Genomic DNA, 24,435 nt, shown 5'->3' with positions numbered 1-24,435 from the left:
GATCAAGCCCAGGACTGCCCGTGACCGCCGCCCCCCGCACCTCCGACGCCTCCGGCACCAGCACACCGAACCCGGTCGCCCCGCCCGGAGTCCCACGCCGCCTCGGCTCGCTCGGCCCGGTCGGCCTGGTGCTGGCCGGCGGCATCTCGGTCCAGTTCGGCGGCGCCCTCGCCGTGACCCTGATGCCGAGGGCGGGCGCGCTGGGCGTCGTCACCCTGCGCCTGATCGCGGCGGCGGTCGTCCTCCTCGTGGTCTGCCGCCCCCGGCTGCGCGGCCACTCGCGCGCCGACTGGGGCACGGTGATCGCGTTCGGCATCGCCATGGGCGCGATGAACGGCCTCTTCTACGAAGCGGTCGCCCGTATCCCGCTGGGCCCGGCGGTCACCCTCGAGGTTCTCGGCCCGCTGGCCCTGTCCGTCCTGGCCTCCCGCCGTGCGATCAACGCCGTGTGGGCGGGCCTGGCCCTGCTCGGCGTGTTCCTGCTGGGCGGCGGAGGCTTCAGCACCCTGGACCCCACAGGTGTCGGACTGGCCCTGGGCGCCGGCGCCATGTGGGCGATGTACATACTCTTCAGCGCCCGTACGGGCCGCCGCTTTCCCCAGGCGGACGGCCTGGCCCTCGCCATGGCGGTGGCGGCGCTGCTGTTCCTCCCCCTGGGCATCGTCTCGGCAGGCACCCGTCTGCTGAACCCCACCACCCTCGCCCTCGGCTCGGCGGTGGCCCTGCTCTCCTCGGTCCTGCCCTACACCCTCGAACTGCTGGCCCTGCGCCGCCTCCCCGCCTCCACCTTCGCGATCCTCATGAGCCTGGAACCGGCGACCGCGGCGACGGCCGGCTTCCTCATCCTCGGCCAGTCCCTCTCCGCCACGGAGGCGGCCGCGATCGCCCTGGTCATCGCGGCGAGCATCGGCGCCGTCCGCACCCAGGTGGGCCGGGGCAGGGCCCGCGTGGAGCAGGCACCGGCCGCTGCGGAGCCCACACCGGAGGCCTGACGCCGCTGCCCCGTGGGCAGCGGGATTGCGTTGCGGCCCCGGGGCGGCCGGACTGCGGTGGCTCCGTCCGGTCACGCGAACGGCCCTGCCAACGTTTCCGAGGAGCCCGCGCCCGACGGTGCTCCGCCTGCGCAGGCCTTACCTCTCCGGCACACTCCTGATGGGGGCGAATCCGGACGGGAAGGCAGTTCTCATGAGTGACGCTCGCGGTGCCACCCTCGGTCCCGTGAAGATCGCGGCGCGCGGCCGGGCCGTGCTCGCCGATCCCCGGATCAACCGGGGCACGGCGTTCACCGAGGCCGAACGCCGCGCGCTGGACCTGGTCGGGCTGGTACCGCCCCACGTGCTCACGCAGGAGGAGCAGGTGGCGCGCGCCTACACCCAGTACCGCGAACAGCCCAGCGACCTGGCCAAGAACGTGAACCTGAGCGCGCTGCACGACCGCAACGAGACGCTGTTCTACCGGCTCGTCGGCGATCACCTCGAAGAGATGCTGCCCATCGTCTACACCCCCACGGTGGGCACGGCCATCCGTCGCTACAGCAACGAGTACCGCCGCCCGCGCGGCGTCTACCTCTCCGTGGACGCCCCCGGCGACATCGAGCGCTCCCTGCGTGCGAGCGGCCTGGGAGCCGACGACGTCGACCTGATCGTGGCCACCGACGGCGAGGGCATCCTCGGCATCGGTGACTGGGGCGTCGGCGGCATCGACATCTCCGTCGGCAAGCTCGCCGTCTACACGGCCGCGGCCGGCATCGACCCGCGGCGCACCCTGCCGGTCATGCTCGACGTCGGCACCAACCGCCAGGAACTGCTCGACAACCCCCTCTACCTCGGCAACCGGCACCCCCGCGCCGACCGTGCGGCCTACGACGCCTTCATCGACGCCTACGTCACCACCGCCACCCGGCTCTTCCCGGGCGCCCTGCTGCACTGGGAGGACTTCGGCACCGCCAACGCCCGCCGCATCCTGAACCGTTACCGCGACCAGGTGTGCACCTTCAACGACGACATCCAGGGCACCGGCGCCGTCAACCTGGCCGCCGTCCTCTCCGGTGTCCGGGCGACGGGCGTGCCGCTGCGCGAGCACCGGATCGTCGTCTTCGGCGCGGGCACGGCCGGCATCGGCGTCGCCGACCAGCTCCGGGACGCCCTCGTCGCCGAGGGGCTGTCCGTGGCGGAGGCCAACGCCCGCTTCTGGTGCGTCGACCGGTACGGACTGCTCACCACCGACCAGAACGACCAGCTCCACGACTTCCAGAGGCCGTACGCCCGGCGGACGGACGAGACCTCCGACTGGCGGCGCGACGAGAACCTGCCCGGCATTCCGCTCGACGAGGTCGTCCGGCAGGCGCGGCCGACGATCCTCATCGGCACCTCGGGGCAGGGCGGCGCCTTCACCGAGGAGATCGTCCGCGCCATGGCGGCGCACACCGAGCGGCCGATCATCCTGCCCATGTCCAACCCCACCGACCTCGCCGAGGCCACCCCCGCCGACCTGCTCGACTGGACGGACGGGAAGGCCCTGGTGGCGACCGGCAGCCCCTTCGCGCCCGTCGAGCGGGACGGGACGACGTACGAGATCGGCCAGGCCAACAACGCCCTGGTCTTCCCGGGCCTCGGCCTCGGCACGATCGTCGCGCGCGCCTCCCGGATCACCGACGGCATGCTCCGTGCGGCGGCGGACGCGGTGGCCCGTCGCACGGGCGAAACGGGCGAAACGGGCGACGCAGGGGGTGCGGATGGCGCGGGGGGCACGGATGGCGCGGGCGGCACGGGCAGCACGTCCGCCGCCCGCCAGGACGCCTCCCTCCTTCCTCCCGTCCGCGACCTGCGCGCCACCTCGGAGGCGGTCGCCGTGGCCGTGGTCCGCGCGGCGGTGGCGGAGGGCGTGGCGCGGGCCGACGTCGGCGATGCCGCACAGGCGGTCCGGGCCGCCCGGTGGGAGCCGGTGTATCCGCCGGTGGAAGTGGTCTGAGTCCGGCCCGGGTCCGGGCATCCGGGAGCCCGTGAGCGCCACGTCGAGCAGTTCGTCCGGCGCGCGGGCGCAGCCGCCCTCCCCACTATTCATGCAAGCATGCTTGATTGTTTCTGGCGCCGCTGCCATGCTCCCCCCATGGCCGACCCGACGCCCGTCATCGACGACCTGCGTGCCGAGAGCGAGGAACTCGACCTGCTCGTGGCCGAGTTGAGTGCACAGCAGTGGAAACTTGCTTCTCCCGCGCCCGGCTGGACCGTCGCCCACCAGATCGCGCACCTCACCTGGACCGACCGCTCGGCCCTGCTCGCCGTCACCGACGCGGATGCCTTCCAGGAGCTGGTCGGCAAGGCGCTCGGCGCCCCCGACTCGTTCGTGGACGAGGGTGCGCAGGAGGGTGCCCGGCTCGCGCCCGCCGAGCTGCTGCGGACGTGGCGTGCGGGACGCGAGGCCCTCGAGCAGGCCCTGCGCGCCGCGCCATCGGGCGCCCGCTTTCCCTGGTACGGCCCGCCCATGTCCGCCGCATCCATGGCCACCGCCCGGCTCATGGAGACCTGGGCCCACGGCCTGGACGTCGCCGACGCCCTGGCTGTGGTGCGCGCACCCACCGACCGGCTCAGGCATGTGGTCCGGCTGGGGGTCCGCACGCGGGACTTCGCCCATACCGTCCATGGACTCACACCACCCGCCGAGGAGTTCCGCATCGAACTCACCTCGCCCGAGGGTGACATGTGGGCGTACGGCCCCAAGGACGCGCTCCAGCGCGTCATGGGACCCGCCCTCGACTTCTGCCTCCTGGTCACCCAGCGCGCCCACCGCGCCGACCTCGCCCTGACCGCCGTCGGGCCGGACGCCGACCGCTGGCTCGACATCGCTCAGGCCTTCGCGGGCCCGCCCGGCACCGGCCGCCCGCCCAGGGGAGCCGAGCGGTGAACGTCCTGCGCATCGGCAACTTCTCCGGCTTCTACGGCGATCGTGCGAGCGCCCTGCGCGAGATGCTCACCGGCGGTGAACTCGACGTCCTCACCGGCGACTACCTCGCCGAACTCACCATGCTGATCCTCGCCCGCGACCGGCTGAAGGACCCCGGCGCCGGATACGCCCGCACCTTCCTGCGCCAGCTGGAGGACTGTCTGGGTCTCGCCCACGAACGCGGCGTCAAGATCGTCACCAACGCGGGCGGCCTCAATCCGGCCGGACTCGCGCACGCAGTACGGGAGTCGGCGGCACGGCTCGGCATACCCGTCCGCGTCGCACACGTCGAGGGCGACGACCTCACCTCCGAGCTGCCCCGAGTTCTCGGCTCCGCCCGGGACGCGGGGACCCCCGTCGGCACCCTCGCCGCCCACGCCTACCTCGGCGGCTTCGGGATCGCCGAGTGTCTGCGGGCCGGTGCGGACGTCGTCGTCACCGGACGGGTGACGGACGCGGCCCTCGTCACCGGGCCCGCCGCCGCCCACTTCGGCTGGGGCCCCGGGGAGTACGACCGGCTCGCGGGCGCCGTCGTCGCCGGGCATGTGCTGGAATGCGGCACGCAGGCCACCGGCGGCAACTACGCCTTCTTCGGGGAGGGGGATGTACGCAGGCCCGGTTTCCCGCTCGCCGAGATCCGCGCCGACGGCAGCAGCGTCGTCACCAAGCACCCCGGCACCGGCGGCCTGGTCGACATCGGCACGGTCACCGCCCAGCTGCTGTACGAGACCGGCGGCGGCCGGTACGCCGGGCCCGACGTCACCGCCCGGCTGGACACCGTGCGGCTGAGCCAGGACGGGCCGGACCGGGTGCGGATCGAGGGCGTGCGCGGCGAGGCGCCGCCGCCGACGCTGAAGGTCGGACTCAACCGGCTCGGCGGCTTCCGGGGCGAGGTCGTCTTCGTCCTGACCGGGCTCGACATCGAGGCCAAGGCTGCCCTGGTGCGCGAGCAGATGGCCGATGCGCTGGCCAAGTCGTCGCCTGACGAGGTCCGTTGGGAGCTGGTGCGCAGCGACCGGGGCGACGCCGACACCGAGGAGACGGCGAGTGCCCTGCTGCGGCTCGTCGTGCGGGACGCGGACGAGCGGCTCGTCGGGCGGGCGCTGGGCGGGGCCGCCGTGGAGCTGGCGCTGGCCAGCTACCCGGGATTCCATGTGCTCGCCCCACCCGGAAAGGGCTCTCCGTATGGGGTCTTCGAGGATGTGTACGTCCCCCATGGTGCCGTGGAACACAGAGCGGTCCTCCATGACGGACGCCGGGAGCCGGTGCCCCCGCCTCCGGAGGTACGGCCCCTGGACGCCGTACCGGAACCGGCCCTGCCCGAGCCCTACCCGCCCGGGCCGACCCGGCGTGCGCCCCTCGGGCTGGTCGCCGGGGCACGCAGTGGGGACAAGGGCGGCAACGCCAACGTGGGCGTGTGGGCCCGCAGCGACGACGGCTGGCGGTGGCTCGCGCACGAGCTGACCGTCGAAAGGTTCCGCCGGCTGATCCCCGAGAGCCGGGACCTGCCCGTCATCCGGCATCTGCTGCCGAACCTCCGCGCGGTCAACTTCGTCGTCGAAGGCATCCTCGGCGCGGGCGTCGCCGCGCAGGCCCGCTTCGACCCGCAGGCCAAAGCGCTCGGCGAATGGCTGCGCTCCCGCCACCTGGACATCCCGGAGGCCCTCCTGTGACCATCCTGACCTCGGCCCTGGACCCGGGCGGCCCGGACTACCGTGCCCACCGCGAGAGCATGCTCGCCAAGCTCGCCGAACTCGACGCCGAACACGCCAAGGCACTCGCGGGCGGTGGTGAGAAGTATGTCCAACGGCATCGAAAGCGGGGCAAGTTGCTCGCCCGGGAGCGGATCGAGCTGCTGCTCGACCCCGACACGCCCTTCCTGGAGCTGTCCCCGCTCGCCGCCTGGGGCAGCGACTACACGGTCGGCGCCTCGCTCGTCACCGGGATCGGCGTGGTCGAGGGCGTGGAGTGCCTGATCACCGCCAACGACCCGACCGTGCGCGGCGGCGCGAGCAACCCGTGGAGCCTGAAGAAGGCCCTGCGTGCCAATGACATCGCGCTCGCCAACCGGCTGCCCTGCATCAGCCTGGTGGAGTCGGGCGGCGCGGATCTGCCGTCCCAGAAGGAGATCTTCATCCCGGGCGGCGCCATCTTCCGCGACCTCACCCGGCTGTCCGCCGCCGGCATCCCCACCGTCGCGGTCGTCTTCGGCAACTCCACCGCCGGCGGCGCCTACGTCCCCGGCATGTCCGACCACGTGATCATGGTCAAGGAGCGGGCCAAGGTCTTCCTCGGCGGGCCGCCGCTGGTGAAGATGGCGACCGGCGAGGAGAGCGACGACGAGTCCCTGGGCGGCGCGGAGATGCACGCGCGCGTGTCGGGCCTCGCCGACTACTTCGCCGTGGACGAGGCGGACGCCCTGCGCCAGGCGCGCCGGGTGGTGGCCCGGCTCAACCACCGCAAGGCGTACCCGGATCCGGGGCCCGCCGAGCCGCCCAAGTACGACCAGGACGAACTGCTGGGTATCGTCCCCGGCGACCTCAGGACCCCCTTCGACCCGCGCGAGGTCATTGCCCGCATCGTCGACGGCTCGGACTTCGACGAGTTCAAGCCGCTGTACGGGACCAGCCTGGTGACCGGCTGGGCGGCCCTGCACGGCTATCCGGTGGGCGTTCTCGCCAACGCCCAGGGCGTCCTGTTCAGTGCCGAGTCGCAGAAGGCCGCCCAGTTCATCCAGCTCGCCAACCAGCGCGACATCCCGCTGCTGTTCCTGCACAACACCACCGGCTACATGGTCGGCAAGGAGTACGAACAGGGCGGGATCATCAAGCACGGCGCCATGATGATCAACGCGGTGAGCAACAGCCGGGTCCCGCACCTGTCGGTGCTGATGGGCGCGTCGTACGGAGCCGGCCACTACGGGATGTGCGGGCGGGCCTACGACCCGCGCTTCCTGTTCGCCTGGCCCAGCGCCAAGTCGGCCGTCATGGGCCCGCAGCAGCTCGCCGGCGTGCTGTCCATCGTCGCCCGGCAGTCGGCGGCGGCCAAGGGAGCGCCGTACGACGAGGACGCGGACGCCGCGCTGCGCGCGATGGTGGAGCAGCAGATCGAGTCCGAGTCGCTGCCGATGTTCCTGTCCGGGCGGCTGTACGACGACGGCGTCATCGACCCGCGGGACACCCGCACCGTCCTCGGCCTGTGCCTGTCGGCCCTCCACACCGCCCCCTACGAGGGTGCGCGCGGCGGCTTCGGCGTCTTCCGGATGTGAGGGACCACGTGATTTCGACTCTGCTCGTCGCCAACCGGGGCGAGATCGCCTGCCGGATCTTCCGCACCTGCCGTGAGCAGGGAATCCGGACGGTGGCCGTGCACTCGGACGCGGACGCAGACGCGCTGCACGCGCGCGTGGCCGACACGGCGGTGCGGCTGCCGGGGGCCGCGCCCGCCGAGACGTATCTGCGCGGCGACCTGATCGTGAAGGCGGCGCTGGCGGCCGGCGCGGACGCCGTGCACCCCGGTTACGGCTTCCTCTCCGAGAACCCCGATTTCGCCCGCGCCGTCCGCGACGCCGGCCTGACCTGGATCGGGCCGTCTCCCGAGGCCATCGAGGCGATGGCGTCCAAGACACGGGCGAAGGAACTGATGGGGATCGCGTCCCTCGCCGAGTCCGACGTCACCGAGGCCCGCCTGCCGGTCCTGGTGAAGGCGGCCGCCGGGGGTGGCGGGCGCGGGATGCGCATCGTGCGCCGCATGGAGGATCTGAGCGCCGCGCTGGAGGGCGCGCGCGCCGAGGCCACGAGTGCCTTCGGGGACGGCGAGGTCTTCGTCGAGCCGTACCTGGAGCACGGCCGCCATGTCGAGGTGCAGATCCTCGCCGACACCCACGGCACCGTCTGGCCGCTCGGCACCCGCGACTGCTCTCTGCAGCGCCGCCACCAGAAGGTCGTCGAGGAGGCGCCGGCGCCCGGGATCTCCGAGGGGCTCGCGGAGGAGTTGCGCACGCTGGCCGTACGCGCCGCTCGCTCCGTCTCGTACGTCGGCGCCGGCACCGTCGAGTTCCTCGTCGCCGACGGCCGTGCGCACTTCCTGGAGATGAACACCCGCCTCCAGGTCGAACATCCCGTCACGGAGGCCGTGTTCGGCATCGACCTGGTCGCCGAACAGCTCCGTGTCGCCGAGGGGCACGCACTCGAGAAGGAGCCTCCACGCGCGCGTGGCCACGCCATCGAGGCCCGCCTGTACGCCGAGGACCCCGCCCGCGACTGGGCCCCGCAGACCGGCACCCTGCACCGGCTCGCCGTACCGGCCGGCGTCCGCCTGGACACCGGCTACACCGACGGCGACACCATCGGCGTCCACTACGACCCCATGATCGCCAAGGTCGTCGCCCACGCCCCCACACGCGCGCAGGCGCTGCGCCGGCTCGCCGGCGCGCTGGAACGGGCGGAACTCCACGGCCCGGTCACCAACCGCGACCTGCTCGTACGCTCCCTGCGCCACGAGGAGTTCACGACGGCCCGGATGGACACCGGCTTCTACACCCGTCACCTCACCGCCCTCACCGCGCCGGCCCCCGACCCCTACGCCCCGCTCGCCGCCGCGCTGGCCGACGCCCACGGCCGCTCCCGCTTCGGCGGCTGGCGCAACCTGCCCGCGCAGCCGCAGGTCAAGCGGTACGAGGTGGCGGGGCAGGAGCACGAGGTCCGCTACCGGTGCACCCGGGACGGCCTGGCGGCCGACGGGGTGCGGGTCGTGCACGCGGACGCGCACACGGTCGTACTCGAGGTGGACGGCGTACGGCGCAGGTTCGAGGTCTTCGCGTACGGCGACGAGATCCACGTCAACACCACCCGTCTCACCGCCCTGCCCCGCTTCCCCGACCCGGCCGCCCAGCTGGCCCCGGGTTCCCTGGTGGCCCCGATGCCGGGCACGGTCGTCCGGATCGCCGAGGGACTGGAGGAGGGGGTGCCCGTGGCGGCGGGCCAGCCCCTGATCTGGCTGGAGGCGATGAAGATGCAGCACCGGATCACGGCACCGGCGGCGGGCACGCTCACCGCTCTCCCGGTCTGTGCCGGACAGCAAGTGCAGCCAGGAACGTTGCTGGCCGTAGTCGAGGAACTCTCTTCCTAGGAGCCCCATGACGTCCGTCATCGAATCCGAAGAACACAAGGCCCTGCGGTCCGCGGTGGCCGCCCTCGGCACACGCTACGGCCGTGACTATGTCGTCCGGGCCGTGGCCGAGGGCAAACCCCCCGTCGAACTCTGGTCCGAGGCAGGCAAACTCGGCTACCTCGGCGTCAACCTGCCCGAGGAGTACGGCGGCGGAGGCGGGGGCATCGCCGAACTCTCCATCGTCCTCGAAGAGCTGGGTGCCGCGGGCTCCCCGCTGCTCATGCTGGTGGTGTCACCCGCCATCTGCGGCACGGTGATCTCCCGTTTCGGCACCGAGGAACAGAAGCGTGCCTGGCTCCCCGGCATCGCCGACGGCACCCGCCTGATGGCCTTCGGCATCACCGAACCCGACGCCGGCTCCAACAGCCACCGCATCACCACCACGGCCCGCCGTGACGGCACCGACTGGCTGCTCACCGGCCGCAAGGTCTTCATCTCGGGTGTCGACATGGCCGACGCCGTCCTCGTCGTCGGCCGCACCGAGGACGCCCGCACCGGACGCCTCAAGCCCTGCCTGTTCATCGTGCCGACGGACGCCGAGGGCTTCCAGAAGCGGCCGATCGACATGGAACTCAAGGCCGCCGAGAAGCAGTTCGAGCTGGTCCTCGACGACGTACGGCTGCCCTCCGGCGCTCTTGTCGGCGACGAGGACGCAGGCCTCCTGCAGCTGTTCGCCGGGCTGAACCCCGAGCGGATCATGACGGCCGCGTTCGCGATCGGCATGGGCCGCTACGCGCTCGCCAAGGCCGTCGAGTACGCCCGCGACCGCACCGTGTGGAAGGCGCCCATCGGCGCCCACCAGGCCATCGCGCACCCCCTGGCACAGGCGCACATCGACCTGGAGCTGGCCCGGCTGATGATGCAGAAGGCCGCCCACCTCTACGACGCCGGCGACGACACGGGCGCGGGCGAGGCCGCCAACATGGCGAAGTACGCGGCCGGGGAGGCCTGTGTGAAGGCCGTCGACCAGGCCGTGCACACCCTCGGCGGCAACGGCCTCACGCGCGAGTTCGGGCTCGCCTCGCTGATAACGGCCGCCCGCGTGGCTCGTATTGCTCCGGTGAGCCGGGAGATGATTCTCAACTACGTCTCCCATCAGACGCTGGGCCTGCCCAAGTCGTACTAGGCGACCGCACTGGAGGAACCGTGTTCCGCAGCGAGTACGCAGACGTCCCGCCCGTAGAACTCCCCATCCACGAAGCTGTCCTGGGCCATGCGGCCGACTTCGGGGAACTGCCCGCCCTCGTCGACGGCACGGACGGCACCACGCTCACGTACGCGCAGCTGGACCGGCTCCACCGGCGCGCCGCCGCCGGGCTCGCCGACGCGGGCGTGTGCAAGGGCGACGTACTCGCCCTGCACAGCCCCAACACGATCGCCTTCCCGACCGCGTTCTACGCGGCCACGCGCGCGGGTGCCTCGGTCACCACGGTGCACCCGCTCGCCACGCCCGAGGAGTTCGCCAAACAGCTCCGCGACAGCCGGGCCCGCTGGATCGTCACCGTCTCGCCGCTGCTCGAGGCGGCCCGCAGGGCCGCCGAACTCGCGGGCGGGATACGGGAGATCTTCGTCTGCGACCGTGCCGAGGGGCACCGTTCCCTGACCGGCATGCTCGCCGGTACCGCCCCCGAGCCGCGGCCCGACATCGACCCGGCCGAAGACGTCGCCGCGCTGCCGTACTCCTCAGGCACCACCGGCGTCCCCAAGGGCGTCATGCTCACCCACCGGCAGATCGCCACCAACCTCGCCCAGCTGGACTCCGTCGCCCCGGCCGGCCCCGGCGACCGCATCCTCGCCGTCCTGCCGTTCTTCCACATCTACGGTCTGACGGCCCTGATGAACGCGCCGCTGCGCAACGGCGCCACCGTCGTCGTCCTGCCCCGCTTCGACCTGGAGACCTTCCTCGCCGCCATCCAGAACCACCGCATCACCGGCCTGTACGTCGCCCCGCCGATCGTCCTCGCCCTCGCCAAGCACCCGGTGGTCGCCGACTACGACCTCTCCTCGCTGAAGTACGTGATCAGTGCTGCCGCCCCGCTGGACGCGCACCTCGCGCGCGCGTGCGCCGAGCGCCTCGGCCTGCCCCCGATCGGCCAGGCCTACGGCATGACGGAACTGTCACCCGGTACGCACGTCGTCCCCCTGGAGCGCCTGCACGACGCCCCGGCCGGGACCGTCGGCCGGCTGATCGCCGGAACCGAGATGCGGATCGTCTCCCTGGACGACCCCGGCAAGGACCTCGGCACCGGCGAGTCCGGCGAGATCCTGATCCGCGGCCCCCAGGTGATGAAGGGCTACCTCGGCCGCCCCGACGCCACCACCGCGCTGATCGACGCCGACGGCTGGCTGCACACCGGCGACGTCGGGCACGTCGACGCGGACGGCTGGCTGTTCGTCGTGGACCGGGTGAAGGAACTCATCAAGTACAAGGGCTTCCAGGTGGCACCCGCCGAACTGGAGGCACTGCTCCTCACCCACCCCGGCATCGCCGACGCCGCCGTCATCGGCACCTACAACGACGACGGCAACGAGGTCCCGCACGCCTTCGTCGTCCGCCGGTCCACCGCCCGGGACCTCACCGAGACCGAGATCCTCCTCCACGTCGCCGAACGCGTCGCCCCCTACAAACGCGTCCGGCTGATCACCTTCGTCGACACCGTCCCGCGCGCGGCCTCCGGCAAGATCCTCCGCCGCGAGCTACGCGCGCTCAGGGAGCACATGTGAGCACACCCATCGGCCGCACGCGCGCGCGGGGCGTCGAAACCCTCAGCCTCGACGCCACCGACACCCGCAACGCGCTCTCCGCGGCCCTCGTCCGCGGCCTCGCGAACGCCCTGAACGAGTGCGCCGAGGACGACGACGTACGGGCCGTCGTCCTCACCCACACCGGCAACACCTTCAGCGCGGGCGCCGACCTGCGCGACCCGCCGGACCCGGACGCCCTCGTCGGGCTGCTCCGCCGGATCGTGGAGCTGCCCAAACCGGTCGCGGCCCGGGTGACCGGCCATGTCCGTGCGGGCGGGCTCGGCCTGCTGGCCGCCTGCGACATCGCCGCCGCGTCCACCGCGGCCACCTTCGCCTTCACCGAGGTCCGCATCGGGGTCGCGCCCGCGGTGATCTCCCTGCCACTCCTCCCGCGCACCGACCCGCGCGCCCTGGCCCGGTACTACCTCACCGGCGAGCGCTTCGATGCGGCCGAGGCCGTACGCCTGGGCCTGCTGACGACGACGGCGGACGACGTGGACGAGGCACTCGCCCCGATCCTCGACGGCCTGCGCCGCTCCGCCCCGCAGGCCCTGGCCGAGACGAAACGGCTGCTCACAGCTAGGGTGCTGGAATCATTCGACCGGGACGCGGCGGACCTGACCGCGCTCTCGGCCCGGCTGTTCGCCTCCGGCCAGGCCCGGGAGGGGATGACGGCCTTCCTGGAGAAGCGGGACGCGGCATGGGTGGTGTGACCGGATGAACATGACGGCGGAACGTGACCGTGCGCCCAAACAGGACCGCAGCCGGGCCACCCGGCAGCGGCTGCTGGAGGCCGCCGTGGCCTGCCTGGCCGAGCACGGCTGGGCGGGCTCGACCGTCTCCGTCGTCGCCGAACGCGCCGGTGTCTCCCGGGGCGCCGCCCAGCACCACTTCCCGACCCGCGAGGACCTGTTCACCGCGGCCGTCGAGTACGTCGCCGAGGAGCGCTCCACCGCGCTCCGGGCACTCTTCCCGGGCGGCGCCGCCGACCGCCGGGCCGTCGTCACGGCTCTCGTCGGCCTCTACACCGGCCCGCTCTTCCGCGCCGCCCTGCACCTGTGGGTCGCCGCCTCGAACGAGGAACAGCTGGGCCCGCGGGTGACCGAGCTGGAAGCCCGGGTAGGCCGCGAGACCCACCGCATCGCCGTCGAGCTGCTCGGCGCCGACGAGAGCCGTCCCGGCGTCCGGGAAACCGTCCAGGGCTTCCTGGACATGGCCCGCGGCCTGGGGCTCGCCAACCTCCTCACCGACGACACGGGCCGCCGCGAACGGGTCGTCGCCCAGTGGGGCGCCCTGCTGGACGCGGCACTGGGCTGAGTCGCTGAGCTGCTGAGCCGCTGTCTGTGGGGCCGCTGCCTGTGGGGCCGGTCACGGCCCGCGGCCAGGGGGGACACCGCGCGGACCGGGACCGGGCGGTCGACCCCTTGGGCAGGGGCCCGCGACCACCACGCCTTCGGCCGCCCGGGCCTCGGGTCCGGGAACCGGCCCGGCTCCGGCGAGGAGCCCCGCGCACTGGTCACGGAGGCGCTCGGCGGCCACCGCGCGGAGTGCGTTCGGGCCAACCGGTGACCTGGGCGCCGGGTTCGTGAACCGGGCCACATCCGTATCCGGCACGGAGCAGTACTCTTGCCGCATGCTTCCGATGCTCGTTCGCCGCCGCCACGTGGACTTCGTGCGCGTCACGAGCATGGGCTGTCAGAGCTACTCCGCCTGACCAGCCCCCTTCGCTTTTTCTTCCCTTTCTTCCCGTTGTGGCACCCGGGGGCCGCCCTACCCTCGGCGGCCATCCGTGCCCCGTAGACCCTGCGGACGCACCCATGACCACGCACCCCATGACGGCGACCCCGTCCTACGACCAGCTCCCGATCATCGACCTGTCTGCCGCCGACCGCGGCACCCAGGCCCGTGCCCTGCTCCACGCCCAGTTGCACAGCGCCGCCCACGACGTCGGTTTCTTCCAGCTCGTCGGACACGGCGTGACCCGGGCCGAGACCGACGCGCTGCTCACCGCCATGCGCGCCTTCTTCGCCCTGCCCGAGGCCGACCGGCTCGCCCTCGACAATGTCAACTCCCCGCACTTTCGCGGCTACACCCGCACCGGCGACGAGCGCACCGCCGGTGCCCGCGACTGGCGCGACCAGCTCGACATCGGCGCCGAACGCCCCGCACGCGCCCCCGCCCCCGGCGAGCCGCCGTACTGGTGGCTCCAGGGCCCCAACCAGTGGCCGGCCGCCCTTCCCGAGCTGCGCACGGCGGCCCTGGCCTGGATCGACAGACTGAGCGCGGTCGCGCAGCGCCTCCTGCGCGAACTGCTGACGGCGATCGGCGCCCCGGCGGACTTCTACGACCCGATCTTCGGCGCGCACTCCCACCCGCACCTCAAGCTCGTCCGCTACCCCGGCAGCGCGGGCGACGGCACCGGCCAGGGCGTCGGTGCCCACAAGGACTACGGCTTCCTGACCCTGCTCCTGCAGGACACGATCGGCGGCCTCCAGGTCCTGCGCGAGGACGGCCTCTTCCACGACGTCCCGCCCCTGGAGGGTGCCTTCGTGGTCAACCTCGGCGAACTGCTGGAGGTGGCGACCGACGGCTACCTCCTCGCCACCAACCACCGCGTGGTGAGCCCGCCCGGAGCCACGGAACGCTTCTCGGTCCCGTTCTTCTACAACCCCCGCCTGGACGCGCGGATCGAGCCGCTGCCCTTCCCGCACGCGGCAGCGGCTCCCGGCATCACGACCGACCCCGCCAACCCCCTGTACGCGCAGTACGGCTACAACGAGTTGAAGGGCAAGCTCAGGGCTCACCCACTGGTGGCGGAGAGGCACCATGCGCAGTTGCTGACCGCGGCGTGAGAACCAGGGCCCCAAGGGCCCGATTCTCGGGGGCGCGGGGAACCGCGCGGGCAACCACGACGCCCGCCGCAGTCGCCCACGCGCCCCAACGACCCTTCTCAGTGGGCGATATCCGCAAACCCGGAGATCTCCTCGGGCCGCCGCGGTCCGGGACCCACATACCGCGCAGAAGGCCGTACCAGCCGCCCGGTGCGCTTCTGCTCCAGAATGTGCGCCGACCACCCGGCGGTCCTCGCACACGTGAACATCGACGTGAACATGTGGGCCGGCACCTCGGCGAAGTCCAGCATGATCGCGGCCCAGAACTCCACGTTGGTGGCGAGCACCCGGTCCGGCCGCCGGTTGTGCAGCTCCTCAAGCGCCGCCTTCTCGAGCGCCTCCGCGATCTCGAACCGCGGTGCCCCCAACTCCCGCGCCGTACGCCGCAGGACCCGCGCCCGCGGGTCCTCGGCCCGGTACACCCGGTGCCCGAAGCCCATCAGCCGTTCGCCCCGGTCCAGCGCGTTTTTGACGTACGCCTCCGCGTCCCCGGTGCGCTCGATCTCCTCGATCATGCCGAGCACCCGGGACGGCGCACCTCCGTGCAGCGGCCCGGACATGGCGCCGACCGCGCCGGACAGCGCGGCGGCCACGTCCGCCCCGGTGGACGCGATCACCCGGGCCGTGAACGTTGATGCGTTCATGCCGTGTTCGGCGGCGGACGTCCAGTACGCGTCCACGGCCGCGACATGCTTGGGGTCCGGCTCCCCGCGCCACCGGATCATGAACCGCTCGACCACCGACTGGGCCTTGTCGATCTCCCGCTGCGGCACCATCGGCCGCCCCTGCCCGCGTGCGGACTGGGCGACGTACGACAGGGCCATCACGGCGGCCCGCGCGAGATCGTCCCGTGCCTGCTGCTCGTCGATGTCGAGCAGCGGCTTCAGGCCCCACACCGGGGCGAGCATGGCGAGCGCCGACTGCACGTCCACCCGGATGTCACCGGAGTGGACCGGGATCGGGAACGGCTCGGCGGGCGGCAGACCGGGGTTGAAGGCGCCGTCGACCAGCAGCCCCCACACGTTCCCGAACGAGACCTGCCCGACCAGGTCCTCGATGTCGACGCCCCGGTAACGCAGGGCGCCGCCCTCCTTGTCCGGTTCGGCGATCTCCGTCTCGAACGCGACGACTCCCTCGAGTCCGGGTACGAAATCGGACATCAGCGGCTCCTAGTGATGTGTCGGCGGCGGACACCCCGGTGATGCCCCGATCGTCCGGTGGTCATCCGGTGGTCACCCAAACCGCAAGGGGACCAGCACGATATCCCCCAGTGTCATACACGGGGAGCCCGAACGACACTGAGTGTCACGACTGTTCGAGACAGCCTCCGGCGAACGTACGGCAAGATGACCGCGTGACCGACCGCGAACCCCTCCTGGACCCCGCCTTCGATCCCGCCGCCATGCGCAAGCAGTACCAGGCCGAAGGCCTCGCCGAACAGGACCTCGCCACCCGTCCCATGGACCAGTTCGCCCGCTGGTTCGAGGACGCCGCCCGCGCGGCCCTGCACGGCACGCTCTACGAACCCAACGCGATGGTCGTCTCCACGGCGGACGCGGCAGGCCGCCCCAGCTCCCGCACGGTCCTGATGAAGCAGTTCGACAGCGACGGCTTCGTCTTCTACACCAACTACGACTCCCGCAAGGGCCGCGAGCTGGCGGACAACCCACACATCGCCCTGCTCTTCCCCTGGCATCCGCTCTCCCGCCAGGTCATCGTCACCGGCACCGCCCGCCGCACCGGCCGCGACGAGACCGCCGCCTACTTCCGCACCCGGCCGCACGGCTCCCAGCTGGGCGCGTGGGCCAGCACCCAGTCCTCGGTGGTCGCCTCCCGCGCCGCGCTGGACACCGCCTTCGCCGACCTGGAGGCCCGCTACCCCGACGGCGAGCAGGTCCCGGTGCCGCCGCACTGGGGCGGCTTCCGCGTCGTCCCCGAGACCATCGAGTTCTGGCAGGGCCGCCTGAACCGCCTCCACGACCGGCTGCGCTACACGGCACGGCCCGAAGGCACCTGGAAGGTGGAGCGCCTGAGCCCCTGAGACCCGCAGGGGCGCCGCGCCGGACGTGCACCGGCCCGGAACAGCAGACGACCCGCGAACTCGGGTCCTGCGCCTCTCGGCGCGGGAGCCGGCCGGACGTACCGGCGAGTTCGCGGGTCGGGTGGACTGCCTGGGATTGGGCCGGCTGCGCGCGTCTGTCACACGCTGGTCCGGCACCGCACTGGATGGGGTGGCGGACCGCTAGCCCGCAGCCACCTCACGCGTCCGGTTCTCATACATCTGCCGAACCACCTCCCTTCTCGTGTACCCCACACCCTAGGAAGCCGCCCGAATCCGTTCAACCGTTTTTTCGCTACGGTCCCGGGCATGACAGGACTCCGTATCGTCCCCGTCGGCGACGACGCCCTTCTCGAGCGGTGGCGGCACGTCCACAACACCGTCGTCCCGCCCGCCGCGATGTCCTGGCGGACGCGCGGGAGCGGCGGGAGCGTCATCGGCTGCGGTACGCCTTTCTCGGGGATGCGCTCGTGGGTGCGACGGTGATCGAGGAGGGGCTCCGGTTCGCCGGGCGGCGGGGATTTGTGGAGATCGAGCGGTATGTGCTCGACGGGGAGCGTGACACGTGGGTGGATCTGCGGTGGAGCGGCGATTGATTGCCGGGAAGTTGCGGGAACAGGGTGTGGGCTGTGTCACGTTCCAGTTGAATGAAGGGCAGTGAGCGAACCGTGCGCCGTACGGGCGCCGACGCAGCTTCCAGGGGGTCCAGGTGAGTGCTTCCCGGCGGAGTGGGACCACTGACGAACTGGGGCCGGGCGAGCCCGACGAGCCCGGTGACCCCGGTGAGTCCGGCGGCTCCGACCTGCTCGCCGCGCTGCTCGACGGCATGGACGCGGCCCTGTGCGCGTTCGACGCCGACGGGGTCGTCACGCACTGGAACCGCGAGGCCGAGCGGATCCTCGGCTGGACGGCCGCCGAGGCGGTCGGGCGGCACGGCTTCGCCGGCTGGGCGGTGCGCAGCGCCGATGCCGAGGAGGTCCAGTCCCGGCTGATGTCCGCGATGCATGCGCCGGGCCGGCAGGTGCACGAGTTCGCGCTGGTCACGAAGGACGGCGGGCGGGTCCTCGTGCGCACGCAGTCCGCCGCCGTACGGGGCCCGGACGGCAAGCCCGCCGGGTTGTACTGCGCGTTCAGCGAGGTGCACGCGCAGATCGACCTCGAGCGGTCCATCGCGCTGAGCGAGGCCCTGTTCGAGGACGCGGCCTGGGGCGTCGTCCTCATCGACGCCGACCTGCGGCCGGCCGTGGTGAACGCGCACGCGGCCCGGGCGCTCGGCATCGGGCGCACGTCCGCGCTGGGCAGACCGCTCGGCGAGCTGCTCGCCCAGGGCGTGGAGGAGCTGGAGGCCGCGCTCACGCACGTCCTGGCCGAGGGCGCCCCGCCCGCGCCCGCCGAGATGTGGCTGTCCCTGCGGACTGCACAGGGCGAGAAGCGGCGCTGCTGGCGCAGCGGCTTCGTCCGGCTGGCCTCGCCGCTCGCGGAGGAGCCGGTGCCGCTGGGCGTGGGCTGGCTGTTCCAGGACGTCACCGAGACGAAGCAGGGCGAGCAGGAGGCGGCGCTGCTGCGGTTCCGCACCAACCAGCTGCACCGCGCCGCCCGAGCCGCAGCCGAGTGCGAGGACGCGCTCGAGGCGGCCATCGTCCACCTGGACTTCGCCCTCGCCGGCTTCGCCGACCACGCGCTGGTCGACCGGGTGGCACGCGCCCCGCGCGTGGACCCGCACACGGACGGGGAGGAGAGCCCCGTACGGCTGGTGCGGCTCGCCGAGACCCCCGCCGGGGGGCCGGGGCCGAGCCAGCTCACCGGGGCTGCCGGGCTGCCGGTGCGCTACGAGCCCGGGCACCCGGCCGTGCAGTGCGTGGAGCGGGCCGGTCCCGTGCGCGCGGACGCCGGGTCGGTCCCGCCGGAACTGGCCCGGGAGTGGGCGCTCACCCGGCAGTGGCCCGGCGACGCGGTGCACGCCCTGTGCGCGGTGCTGCGCAGCCGGGGTCGGACCCTGGGCGTGGTGACCTTCCTGCGCGGCTCCGGCCGCAGCCGCTTCGAACGGTCCGACACGGCCTATGCCGAGGACGTGGCGGTCCGCATAGCGGCGGCGCTGGATCTGGCGGAGGCGGTACGCGGCCGAAAGGACAGCGAGTAGCAGCAGCCGGTCCGGTGAACGCGGGGTCCGCGGGGCTCAGCGCCGGTAGAAGATCCGGTCGCCGTACTCCCGCATCACGCGGCCGTTCCACTCGTGGCCGCCGTCGACGTTCCCGGAGCGCAGCAGCGGGGGCTCGATGCCGCGCTCGGCGAGGGCGGCGGCCGCGGTGGCCATGACGGCCTGCATCAGGGCCGTGGTGACCACCGTGGAGGCGGGGGCGAAGGGGGCCGGGATGGTGTCGAGGGTGAGTTCCGCGTCACCGACGGCGATCTTCGAGTCGAGGACGAGGTCGCAGTGGTCCTTCAGGAACGTGCCCGAGACGTGCCGGGACCTGGTCTGGGAGGCGTAGGCCACCGAGGTGACGCCGATGACCTTCACGCCCAGCGCGCGGGCGTTGAGGGCCATCTCCACGGGCAGGGCGTTGCGGCCGGACAGCGAGATGATCACGAGGGCGTCCCCGGCGCGGACCGGTGAGGTGTCGAGAACGGCGCTCGCGAGGCCGTCGACGCGTTCCAGGGCGGAGCCGAGGGTGGCCGGGGTGACGTCGACACCGACGACGCCTGGCACCACGAGCAGGTTCATCAGGGCGAGGCCGCCGGCGCGGTAGACGACGTCCTGGGCGGCCAGCGACGAGTGCCCGGCGCCGAAGGCGAACAGGCGGCCGCCGGCCGCGACGGTGTCGGCGAGCAGGGTGCCGGCCGCGGCGATCGCCTCGGCCTCCTCCTCGCGGACCCGTTGCAGCAGGTTGATGGCGGCGTCGAAGAACAGGTCGGCAGGCGTGCCGTCGCTCATGCGGTGCCCCTTCGCAGCGTCTGTGTCGCGGATCACCGTGCGGTCTGGACCAGTGCGGTGTCAATACGGCAGGAAAAGAGCGCCCGAAGGGATGCGGGGACCGCGTGGCAGGCCGCGGTGCACCCCGGCCGGGGGCCGCCGCGGGCACCACGGCCCCGCCCGCTCGTTCCTCGTTTTCGCCGAGGCCCCCGCTTGTCAGTGGGATCCGGCAGAATTGGTGGCAGGGCCAGCGCACGCGCCGGGCTTCCGGCAGAGGTAATCGAGGGGCACGTATGTCCGGACTGATCGACACCACGGAGATGTATCTCCGCACCATCCTCGAGCTCGAAGAGGAAGGCGTCGTGCCCATGCGAGCCCGCATCGCAGAGCGGCTCGACCAGAGCGGGCCGACGGTGAGCCAGACGGTGGCGCGCATGGAGCGCGACGGCCTGGTGTCCGTGGCCAGCGACCGGCACCTGGAGCTGACCGACGAGGGCAGAAGGCTCGCCACGCGCGTGATGCGCAAGCACCGGCTGGCCGAGTGTCTCCTCGTCGACGTGATCGGCCTGGAGTGGGAGCAGGTCCACGCGGAGGCGTGCCGCTGGGAGCACGTGATGAGCGAGGCCGTGGAGCGCCGCGTGCTGGAGCTGCTGCGGCACCCGACCGAGTCGCCGTACGGCAACCCGATCCCGGGCCTGGAGGAGCTGGGCGAGAAGGACGGCGCCGACCCGTTCCTGGACGAGGGCATGGTCTCGCTGGCCGACCTGGACCCGGGCACGGACGGCAAGACGGTCGTCGTCCGCCGGATCGGCGAGCCGATCCAGACGGACGCCCAGCTGATGTACACGCTGCGCCGTGCTGGTGTGCAGCCCGGCTCCGTGGTGAGCGTGACGGAGTCGGCCGGCGGGGTGCTGGTGGGCAGCGGCGGCGAGGCGGCCGAGCTGGAGGCGGACATCGCCTCCCATGTCTTCGTCGCCAAGCGCTGAACGGCGAAGGGCCCCGGCGCCTACTGGCGCCGGGGCCTGTCCTCCCCTGTGCTGACCCGGAGCCCCGAGCTCTCAGGGTCATCCCCTCGGACCGTTTTTCCCCGAGCGGTCCGCCTCCCGCCAGAAAGATCCCCTGGGCGGCGGCGATCATGCATCGAGGGGTGTCACTCGAATGAGGGGTGTTGTCCGCCGAGACGGATCTTTCGAATGAGCATTCGATAGTCTGCGGCGGCAGAGCGAGCACGACAGCGACAGCAGCGAGTACGAGTACGGCAGTACACCGGTACGAGGCAGGCGGAGCTGGGGGTGCCAGGCCGATGGCACGGCGTATCGACGTGACGGGAGCGGGCGGGGTGCGCCTGGCAGCCTGGGAGTTCGCCGATCCCCCCAAACGGGATCCGGACCGGGCGGAGGCGGAGCCCCGTGCTCCGGGCGTGCTGTTACTGCACGGCCTGATGGGCCGTGCCTCCCACTGGGCGTCGACCGCCCGCTGGCTCGCCGCCCGCCACCGCGCGGTCGCGCTCGACCAGCGCGGCCACGGCCAGAGCGACAAGTCCGTGCAGGCCGCCTACACCCGCGAGGCCTACGTGGAGGACGCCGAGGCCGCCGTCGAGCAGCTCGGCCTCGCTCCCGTCGTCCTCGTCGGCCATGCCATGGGCGCCCTGACCGCCTGGCAGCTCGCCGCGAAACGCCCCGACCTGGTGCGGGGCCTGGTCATCTGCGACATGCGGGCCTCCGCGCTCGGCGCGGCCTCGCAGCGCGAGTGGGCCGAGTGGTTCCGCTCCTGGCCCGTACCCTTCGCGACCCTCGCCGACGTCCGCACGTGGTTCGGCGAGGACGATCCCTGGGTGGAGCGGCCGAACCCCGCCCGCGGTGCCTTCTACGCCGAGGTCATGCACGAGTGCGCCGACGGCTGGCGTCCCGTCTTCGAGCCGGAGCAGATGCTCAGCTCCCGTGAGACCTGGGTGTACGACGCGCACTGGGAGGAACTGGCCCAGGTGCGGTGCCCCACGCTGGTCGTACGGGGCCTGGACGGGGAGCTGGGGCGGGCGGAGGCCCAGGAGATGGTGCGGGTGCTGCCGCGCGGGGCGTACGCGGAGGTGACGGACGCGGGGCATCTCGCCCACTACGACCGGCCGGGAGCCTGGCGGGCGGCTGTGCTGCCGTTTCTTGAATCGCTGCCCGGGGACTGAGCCGCCTGGTCGTCGTCCGGCTGGTGTCTGGTCGGCGGCTGCAGGTCGTCTCCTGTTGCTCGCGCGGATCCCTGTGCCCCCGAAGGAGCGCGGGGAGCCGCACGAACGGCTGCTTACCGATCCCGTCCGCACGCATAGGCCAACGGCGAGATCAGCTCCTCCGCATCCGGCAGCCACCGGTTGGCGGGCGTCGGCCGGCAGGCCCACTGCACGGCGCCGCGGGAGCCGAACCGCGTCGGGGGAGCGGCCACGTACGCACCCTCGCCCAGGGCCATCAGGTCGAGAGACGGCAGCGCCCAGCCCAGCTTGCGCACCAGCTCCGGCACCTTCGCGGAAGCGCCCGGCAGCACGAAGAACTGCATGCGCCGGTCGGGAGTCCAGGTCACCGGCCCCAGCGTCAGCTGCATCCGCTCCATCCGGGCCAGCGCCAGGAACCCCGCGCTCTCCGGGACGGACAGTGCGTCGAAGGTCCGCCCCGTCGGCAGCAGGATCGACGCGGTCGGCTGCTTCTGCCACATCCGGCGCGCCACGGTCGCACTGCCGGTCGCCTGGGTCGCCCAGTCGGGGCGCGCGGGGTGCGCACCCGGCGCAGAGCAGGAGGCGTCGCCGCACGAGCAGTGCTGCATCCCGTCGACGGCTTCCAGCCAGGTGCCGGGGAACACGTCCCAGTGCCGTTCCTCGGCGTACCGCACGGCGGTCTCCAGCAGCGATTCCCCGCGCTGCTGCGGAATCTGACCGGCAATCTGACTGTTCTCGGCGCCCGCGATCGTCTCTTCCACGCTCCTCTCAACTCCCGCACCCACCTGTAGTTACGGCTGTACCGCGCGCGGGGGTGGAGCATCGATTCCGCAGTCGGGGCGCATGGGTGCACGTCCGGGGGCGCGCGGGAGGAAGCAGGGCGTGGGGTGGGTAGCCAGGGAGAGGCTGGCACCCGCCTTTACCCCGGCAAACCGCACATGTCGTGCATTGACGGTATGTCAGCTGGGCAGTGATCTTTCCGAACGCATCAGCTCGGCCGGATCTTTCCGATCGGAACGCTCCGGTCGGACCTTCACGTCTCAGGGGATCGCAACCAGGGCAGCGCAGAGGCGTTCCAGGGGACGGCAACGTACCGCAGGGGGTAGTACATGGCCGCAAGGCCTCTCGTGGCGAGGCAGCCGAACGAACGGCTGCAAGCACTCATCCAGGAAGCGGGGTGCTCGAACGCCGGGCTGGCCCGGCGGGTCAACATGTGCGGTGCCGAGCACGGTCTCGACCTGCGCTACGACAAGACGTCCGTGGCCCGCTGGCTGCGCGGACAGCAGCCGCGGGGCCGGGCCCCGGCGATCATCGCGGAGGCGCTCGGCCGCAAGCTCGGCCGTACGGTCACGATCGACGAGATCGGCATGGCCAACGGCAAGAACCTCGCCTCGGGGGTCGGTCTCCAGTTCTCGCCGACGGTACTGGGGGCCATCGAGCAGGTCTGCGAGCTGTGGCGCAGCGACGTGGGGCGCCGGGACTTCCTGTCCGGCTCCTCCGTCGCCGCTTCCGCGCTCGTCGAGCCCAGCCGCGACTGGCTGATCTCGGCGCCGGACGCCCAGGTCGCCCGGCAGGCGGGCCCGCGGGTGGGCCAGGCCGACGTGGCCGCCGTACGGTCCATGACACAGGCGCTGACCGACCTGGACCACCAGTACGGCAGCGGGCATGTCCGGCCGGTCGTCGTGCACTACCTCAACAGCGTCGTCTCCGGGCTGCTCGCGGGCTCGTACCGGGAGGCGGTCGGGCGCGAACTCTTCGCAGCCGTCGCCCGGTTGACCGAGCTGGCGGGATACATGGCGGTGGACACCGGTCAACCGGGCCTGGCCCAGCGGTACTACATCCAGTCGCTGCGGCTCGCGCAGGCCGCCGGGGACCGCGGCTACGGCGGTTACGTACTGGCCGCGTCCATGAGCCATCTCGCCGCGCAGCTCGGGAACCCGCGCGAGATCGCCCAGTTGGCGCGCGCCGCGCAGGAGGGGGCGCGCGGGCAGGTGACGCCGCGCGCGGAGGCGATGTTCCACGCGGCCGAGGCACGCGGGCACGCCCTGCTCGGCGACGCGCGCGCGGCCCAGGCGGCCACCGGGCGGGCGGTCACGGCGATGGAGGGGGCGGACGCGGCCTGCGCGGACGACCCGGCGTGGATCAGGCACTTCGACGAGGCCTACCTGGCCGACGAGTTGGCCCACTGTCACCGCGACCTCGGGCAGGCCGACCAGGCGGCCCGGTACGCCGAGGAGTCGTTGGCCGGGCATCCCGAGTCCCGGGCCCGCCGGCGCGCCATCGGCTATGTGCTGCTCGCCACGGCCCAGGTGCAGCAGCGTGAGATCGAACAGGCCTGCAGCACCGGACTGAAGGCGGTGGAACTGCTCGAGACGCTCCGCTCCAACCGGGGCGCCGAATACGTGGAGGATCTCCAGCAGCGACTGGAACCCTTCCGGGAGGAGGCGGTGGTACGGGAGTTCGGGGCGCGCCTCGATCTCCAGCAGGCCGCTTGAACACTGGCCCCGCGGTGCGGTGA

20 protein-coding genes are annotated in these 24,435 nt (G+C 72.6%); 17 read left to right on the top strand and 3 right to left on the bottom strand.

The genetic code is table 11. The annotated features are described in order from the left end of the window. Window positions 1–20: 20 nt before the first annotated feature. From GQF42_RS20665 to GQF42_RS20615, 11 genes are all read left to right on the top strand, one after another. The gene (locus GQF42_RS20665) at window positions 21–992 is read left to right on the top strand and encodes an EamA family transporter (RefSeq protein WP_158922034.1); all 972 of its coding nucleotides are present in this window, start codon (window positions 21–23) and stop codon (window positions 990–992) included. Window positions 993–1,185: 193 nt separating this feature from the next. Further along, entirely contained in the window at window positions 1,186–2,970 is a 1,785-nt protein-coding gene (locus GQF42_RS20660) for an NAD-dependent malic enzyme (RefSeq protein WP_158922032.1), read from the top strand. Between the two features lie 138 nt (window positions 2,971–3,108). Further along, window positions 3,109–3,903, top strand: coding sequence for a TIGR03084 family metal-binding protein (locus GQF42_RS20655; protein WP_158922030.1), 795 nt, complete (start codon window positions 3,109–3,111; stop codon window positions 3,901–3,903). After that, window positions 3,900–5,615 (top strand): acyclic terpene utilization AtuA family protein, encoded by a 1,716-nt coding sequence (locus GQF42_RS20650; protein WP_158922028.1) that lies wholly within the window; start codon window positions 3,900–3,902, stop codon window positions 5,613–5,615. Before GQF42_RS20655 ends, GQF42_RS20650 begins: the two co-directional genes overlap by 4 nt. Beyond that, entirely contained in the window at window positions 5,612–7,210 is a 1,599-nt protein-coding gene (locus GQF42_RS20645; protein WP_158922026.1) for an acyl-CoA carboxylase subunit beta, read from the top strand. The genes GQF42_RS20650 and GQF42_RS20645 overlap by 4 nt, the downstream gene beginning before the upstream one ends. An 8-nt stretch (window positions 7,211–7,218) precedes the next feature. Continuing rightward, entirely contained in the window at window positions 7,219–9,072 is a 1,854-nt protein-coding gene (locus GQF42_RS20640; protein WP_158922024.1) for an acetyl/propionyl/methylcrotonyl-CoA carboxylase subunit alpha, read from the top strand. 7 nt (window positions 9,073–9,079) lie between these two features. After that, a complete protein-coding gene (locus GQF42_RS20635) occupies window positions 9,080–10,240 on the top strand; it encodes an acyl-CoA dehydrogenase family protein (RefSeq protein WP_158922022.1) in 1,161 nt (386 codons plus the stop codon). 20 nt (window positions 10,241–10,260) lie between these two features. Next, complete coding sequence (locus GQF42_RS20630; RefSeq protein ID WP_158922020.1) at window positions 10,261–11,838, top strand: 4-coumarate--CoA ligase family protein; 1,578 nt, start codon at window positions 10,261–10,263, stop codon at window positions 11,836–11,838. After that, window positions 11,835–12,572, top strand: a complete 738-nt coding sequence (locus GQF42_RS20625; RefSeq protein WP_158922018.1) for an enoyl-CoA hydratase family protein — start codon at window positions 11,835–11,837, stop codon at window positions 12,570–12,572. Before GQF42_RS20630 ends, GQF42_RS20625 begins: the two co-directional genes overlap by 4 nt. Before the next feature lie 10 nt (window positions 12,573–12,582). After that, window positions 12,583–13,176 carry a TetR/AcrR family transcriptional regulator gene (locus tag GQF42_RS20620; protein ID WP_233273402.1) on the top strand — a complete coding sequence of 198 codons (594 nt, stop codon included), beginning with the start codon at window positions 12,583–12,585 and terminating at the stop codon, window positions 13,174–13,176. Between the two features lie 500 nt (window positions 13,177–13,676). Beyond that, entirely contained in the window at window positions 13,677–14,711 is a 1,035-nt protein-coding gene (locus GQF42_RS20615; RefSeq protein WP_158922014.1) for an isopenicillin N synthase family dioxygenase, read from the top strand. Window positions 14,712–14,809: 98 nt separating this feature from the next. On the opposite strand, the gene GQF42_RS20610 is transcribed toward GQF42_RS20615, so the two are convergent. Beyond that, window positions 14,810–15,910: a citrate synthase 2 gene (locus tag GQF42_RS20610; RefSeq protein WP_158922012.1), complete on the bottom strand. Its 1,101-nt coding sequence runs from the start codon at window positions 15,908–15,910 to the stop codon at window positions 14,810–14,812. Window positions 15,911–16,104: 194 nt separating this feature from the next. On the opposite strand from GQF42_RS20610, the gene pdxH reads away from it, so the two are divergent. The 3 genes from pdxH (at window position 16,105) to GQF42_RS20595 (ending at window position 18,949) form a co-directional block, all read left to right on the top strand. Then, the gene (pdxH, locus tag GQF42_RS20605; RefSeq protein WP_158922010.1) at window positions 16,105–16,791 is read left to right on the top strand and encodes a pyridoxamine 5'-phosphate oxidase; all 687 of its coding nucleotides are present in this window, start codon (window positions 16,105–16,107) and stop codon (window positions 16,789–16,791) included. Window positions 16,792–17,118: 327 nt separating this feature from the next. After that, complete coding sequence (locus GQF42_RS47280) at window positions 17,119–17,295, top strand: hypothetical protein (RefSeq protein WP_325100338.1); 177 nt, start codon at window positions 17,119–17,121, stop codon at window positions 17,293–17,295. A 223-nt stretch (window positions 17,296–17,518) separates the two neighbouring features. Then, window positions 17,519–18,949, top strand: a complete 1,431-nt coding sequence (locus GQF42_RS20595) for a PAS domain-containing protein (protein WP_158922008.1) — start codon at window positions 17,519–17,521, stop codon at window positions 18,947–18,949. A gap of 36 nt (window positions 18,950–18,985) precedes the next feature. Here the strand turns inward: GQF42_RS20595 and GQF42_RS20590 are convergent, their stop codons facing one another. Then, window positions 18,986–19,741 (bottom strand): SIS domain-containing protein, encoded by a 756-nt coding sequence (locus GQF42_RS20590; protein ID WP_158922006.1) that lies wholly within the window; start codon window positions 19,739–19,741, stop codon window positions 18,986–18,988. A 272-nt stretch (window positions 19,742–20,013) separates the two neighbouring features. Between GQF42_RS20590 and GQF42_RS20585 the strand changes: the two genes are divergently transcribed. Together GQF42_RS20585 and GQF42_RS20580 are read left to right on the top strand one after the other, a co-directional pair. Beyond that, on the top strand, window positions 20,014–20,706 hold the full coding sequence (locus tag GQF42_RS20585; protein ID WP_067053471.1) for a metal-dependent transcriptional regulator: 693 nt from the start codon (window positions 20,014–20,016) through the stop codon (window positions 20,704–20,706). Window positions 20,707–21,023: 317 nt separating this feature from the next. Continuing rightward, complete coding sequence (locus tag GQF42_RS20580) at window positions 21,024–21,899, top strand: alpha/beta fold hydrolase (RefSeq protein WP_158922004.1); 876 nt, start codon at window positions 21,024–21,026, stop codon at window positions 21,897–21,899. 113 nt (window positions 21,900–22,012) lie between these two features. Here GQF42_RS20580 and GQF42_RS20575 read toward each other — a convergent pair whose 3' ends face one another. Continuing rightward, a complete protein-coding gene (locus GQF42_RS20575; protein WP_158922002.1) occupies window positions 22,013–22,678 on the bottom strand; it encodes a bifunctional DNA primase/polymerase in 666 nt (221 codons plus the stop codon). A 348-nt stretch (window positions 22,679–23,026) separates the two neighbouring features. On the opposite strand from GQF42_RS20575, the gene GQF42_RS20570 reads away from it, so the two are divergent. After that, window positions 23,027–24,412, top strand: a complete 1,386-nt coding sequence (locus GQF42_RS20570; RefSeq protein WP_158922000.1) for a tetratricopeptide repeat protein — start codon at window positions 23,027–23,029, stop codon at window positions 24,410–24,412. Window positions 24,413–24,435 lie beyond the last annotated feature (23 nt).

Origin of the sequence: Streptomyces broussonetiae, from assembly GCF_009796285.1 — a bacterium.
GTDB classification, from domain to species: Bacteria; Actinomycetota; Actinomycetes; order Streptomycetales; family Streptomycetaceae; genus Streptomyces; species Streptomyces broussonetiae.
Note: the sequence above shows the minus strand (reverse complement) of the source record. Positions and strands in the feature narration are given on the sequence as shown.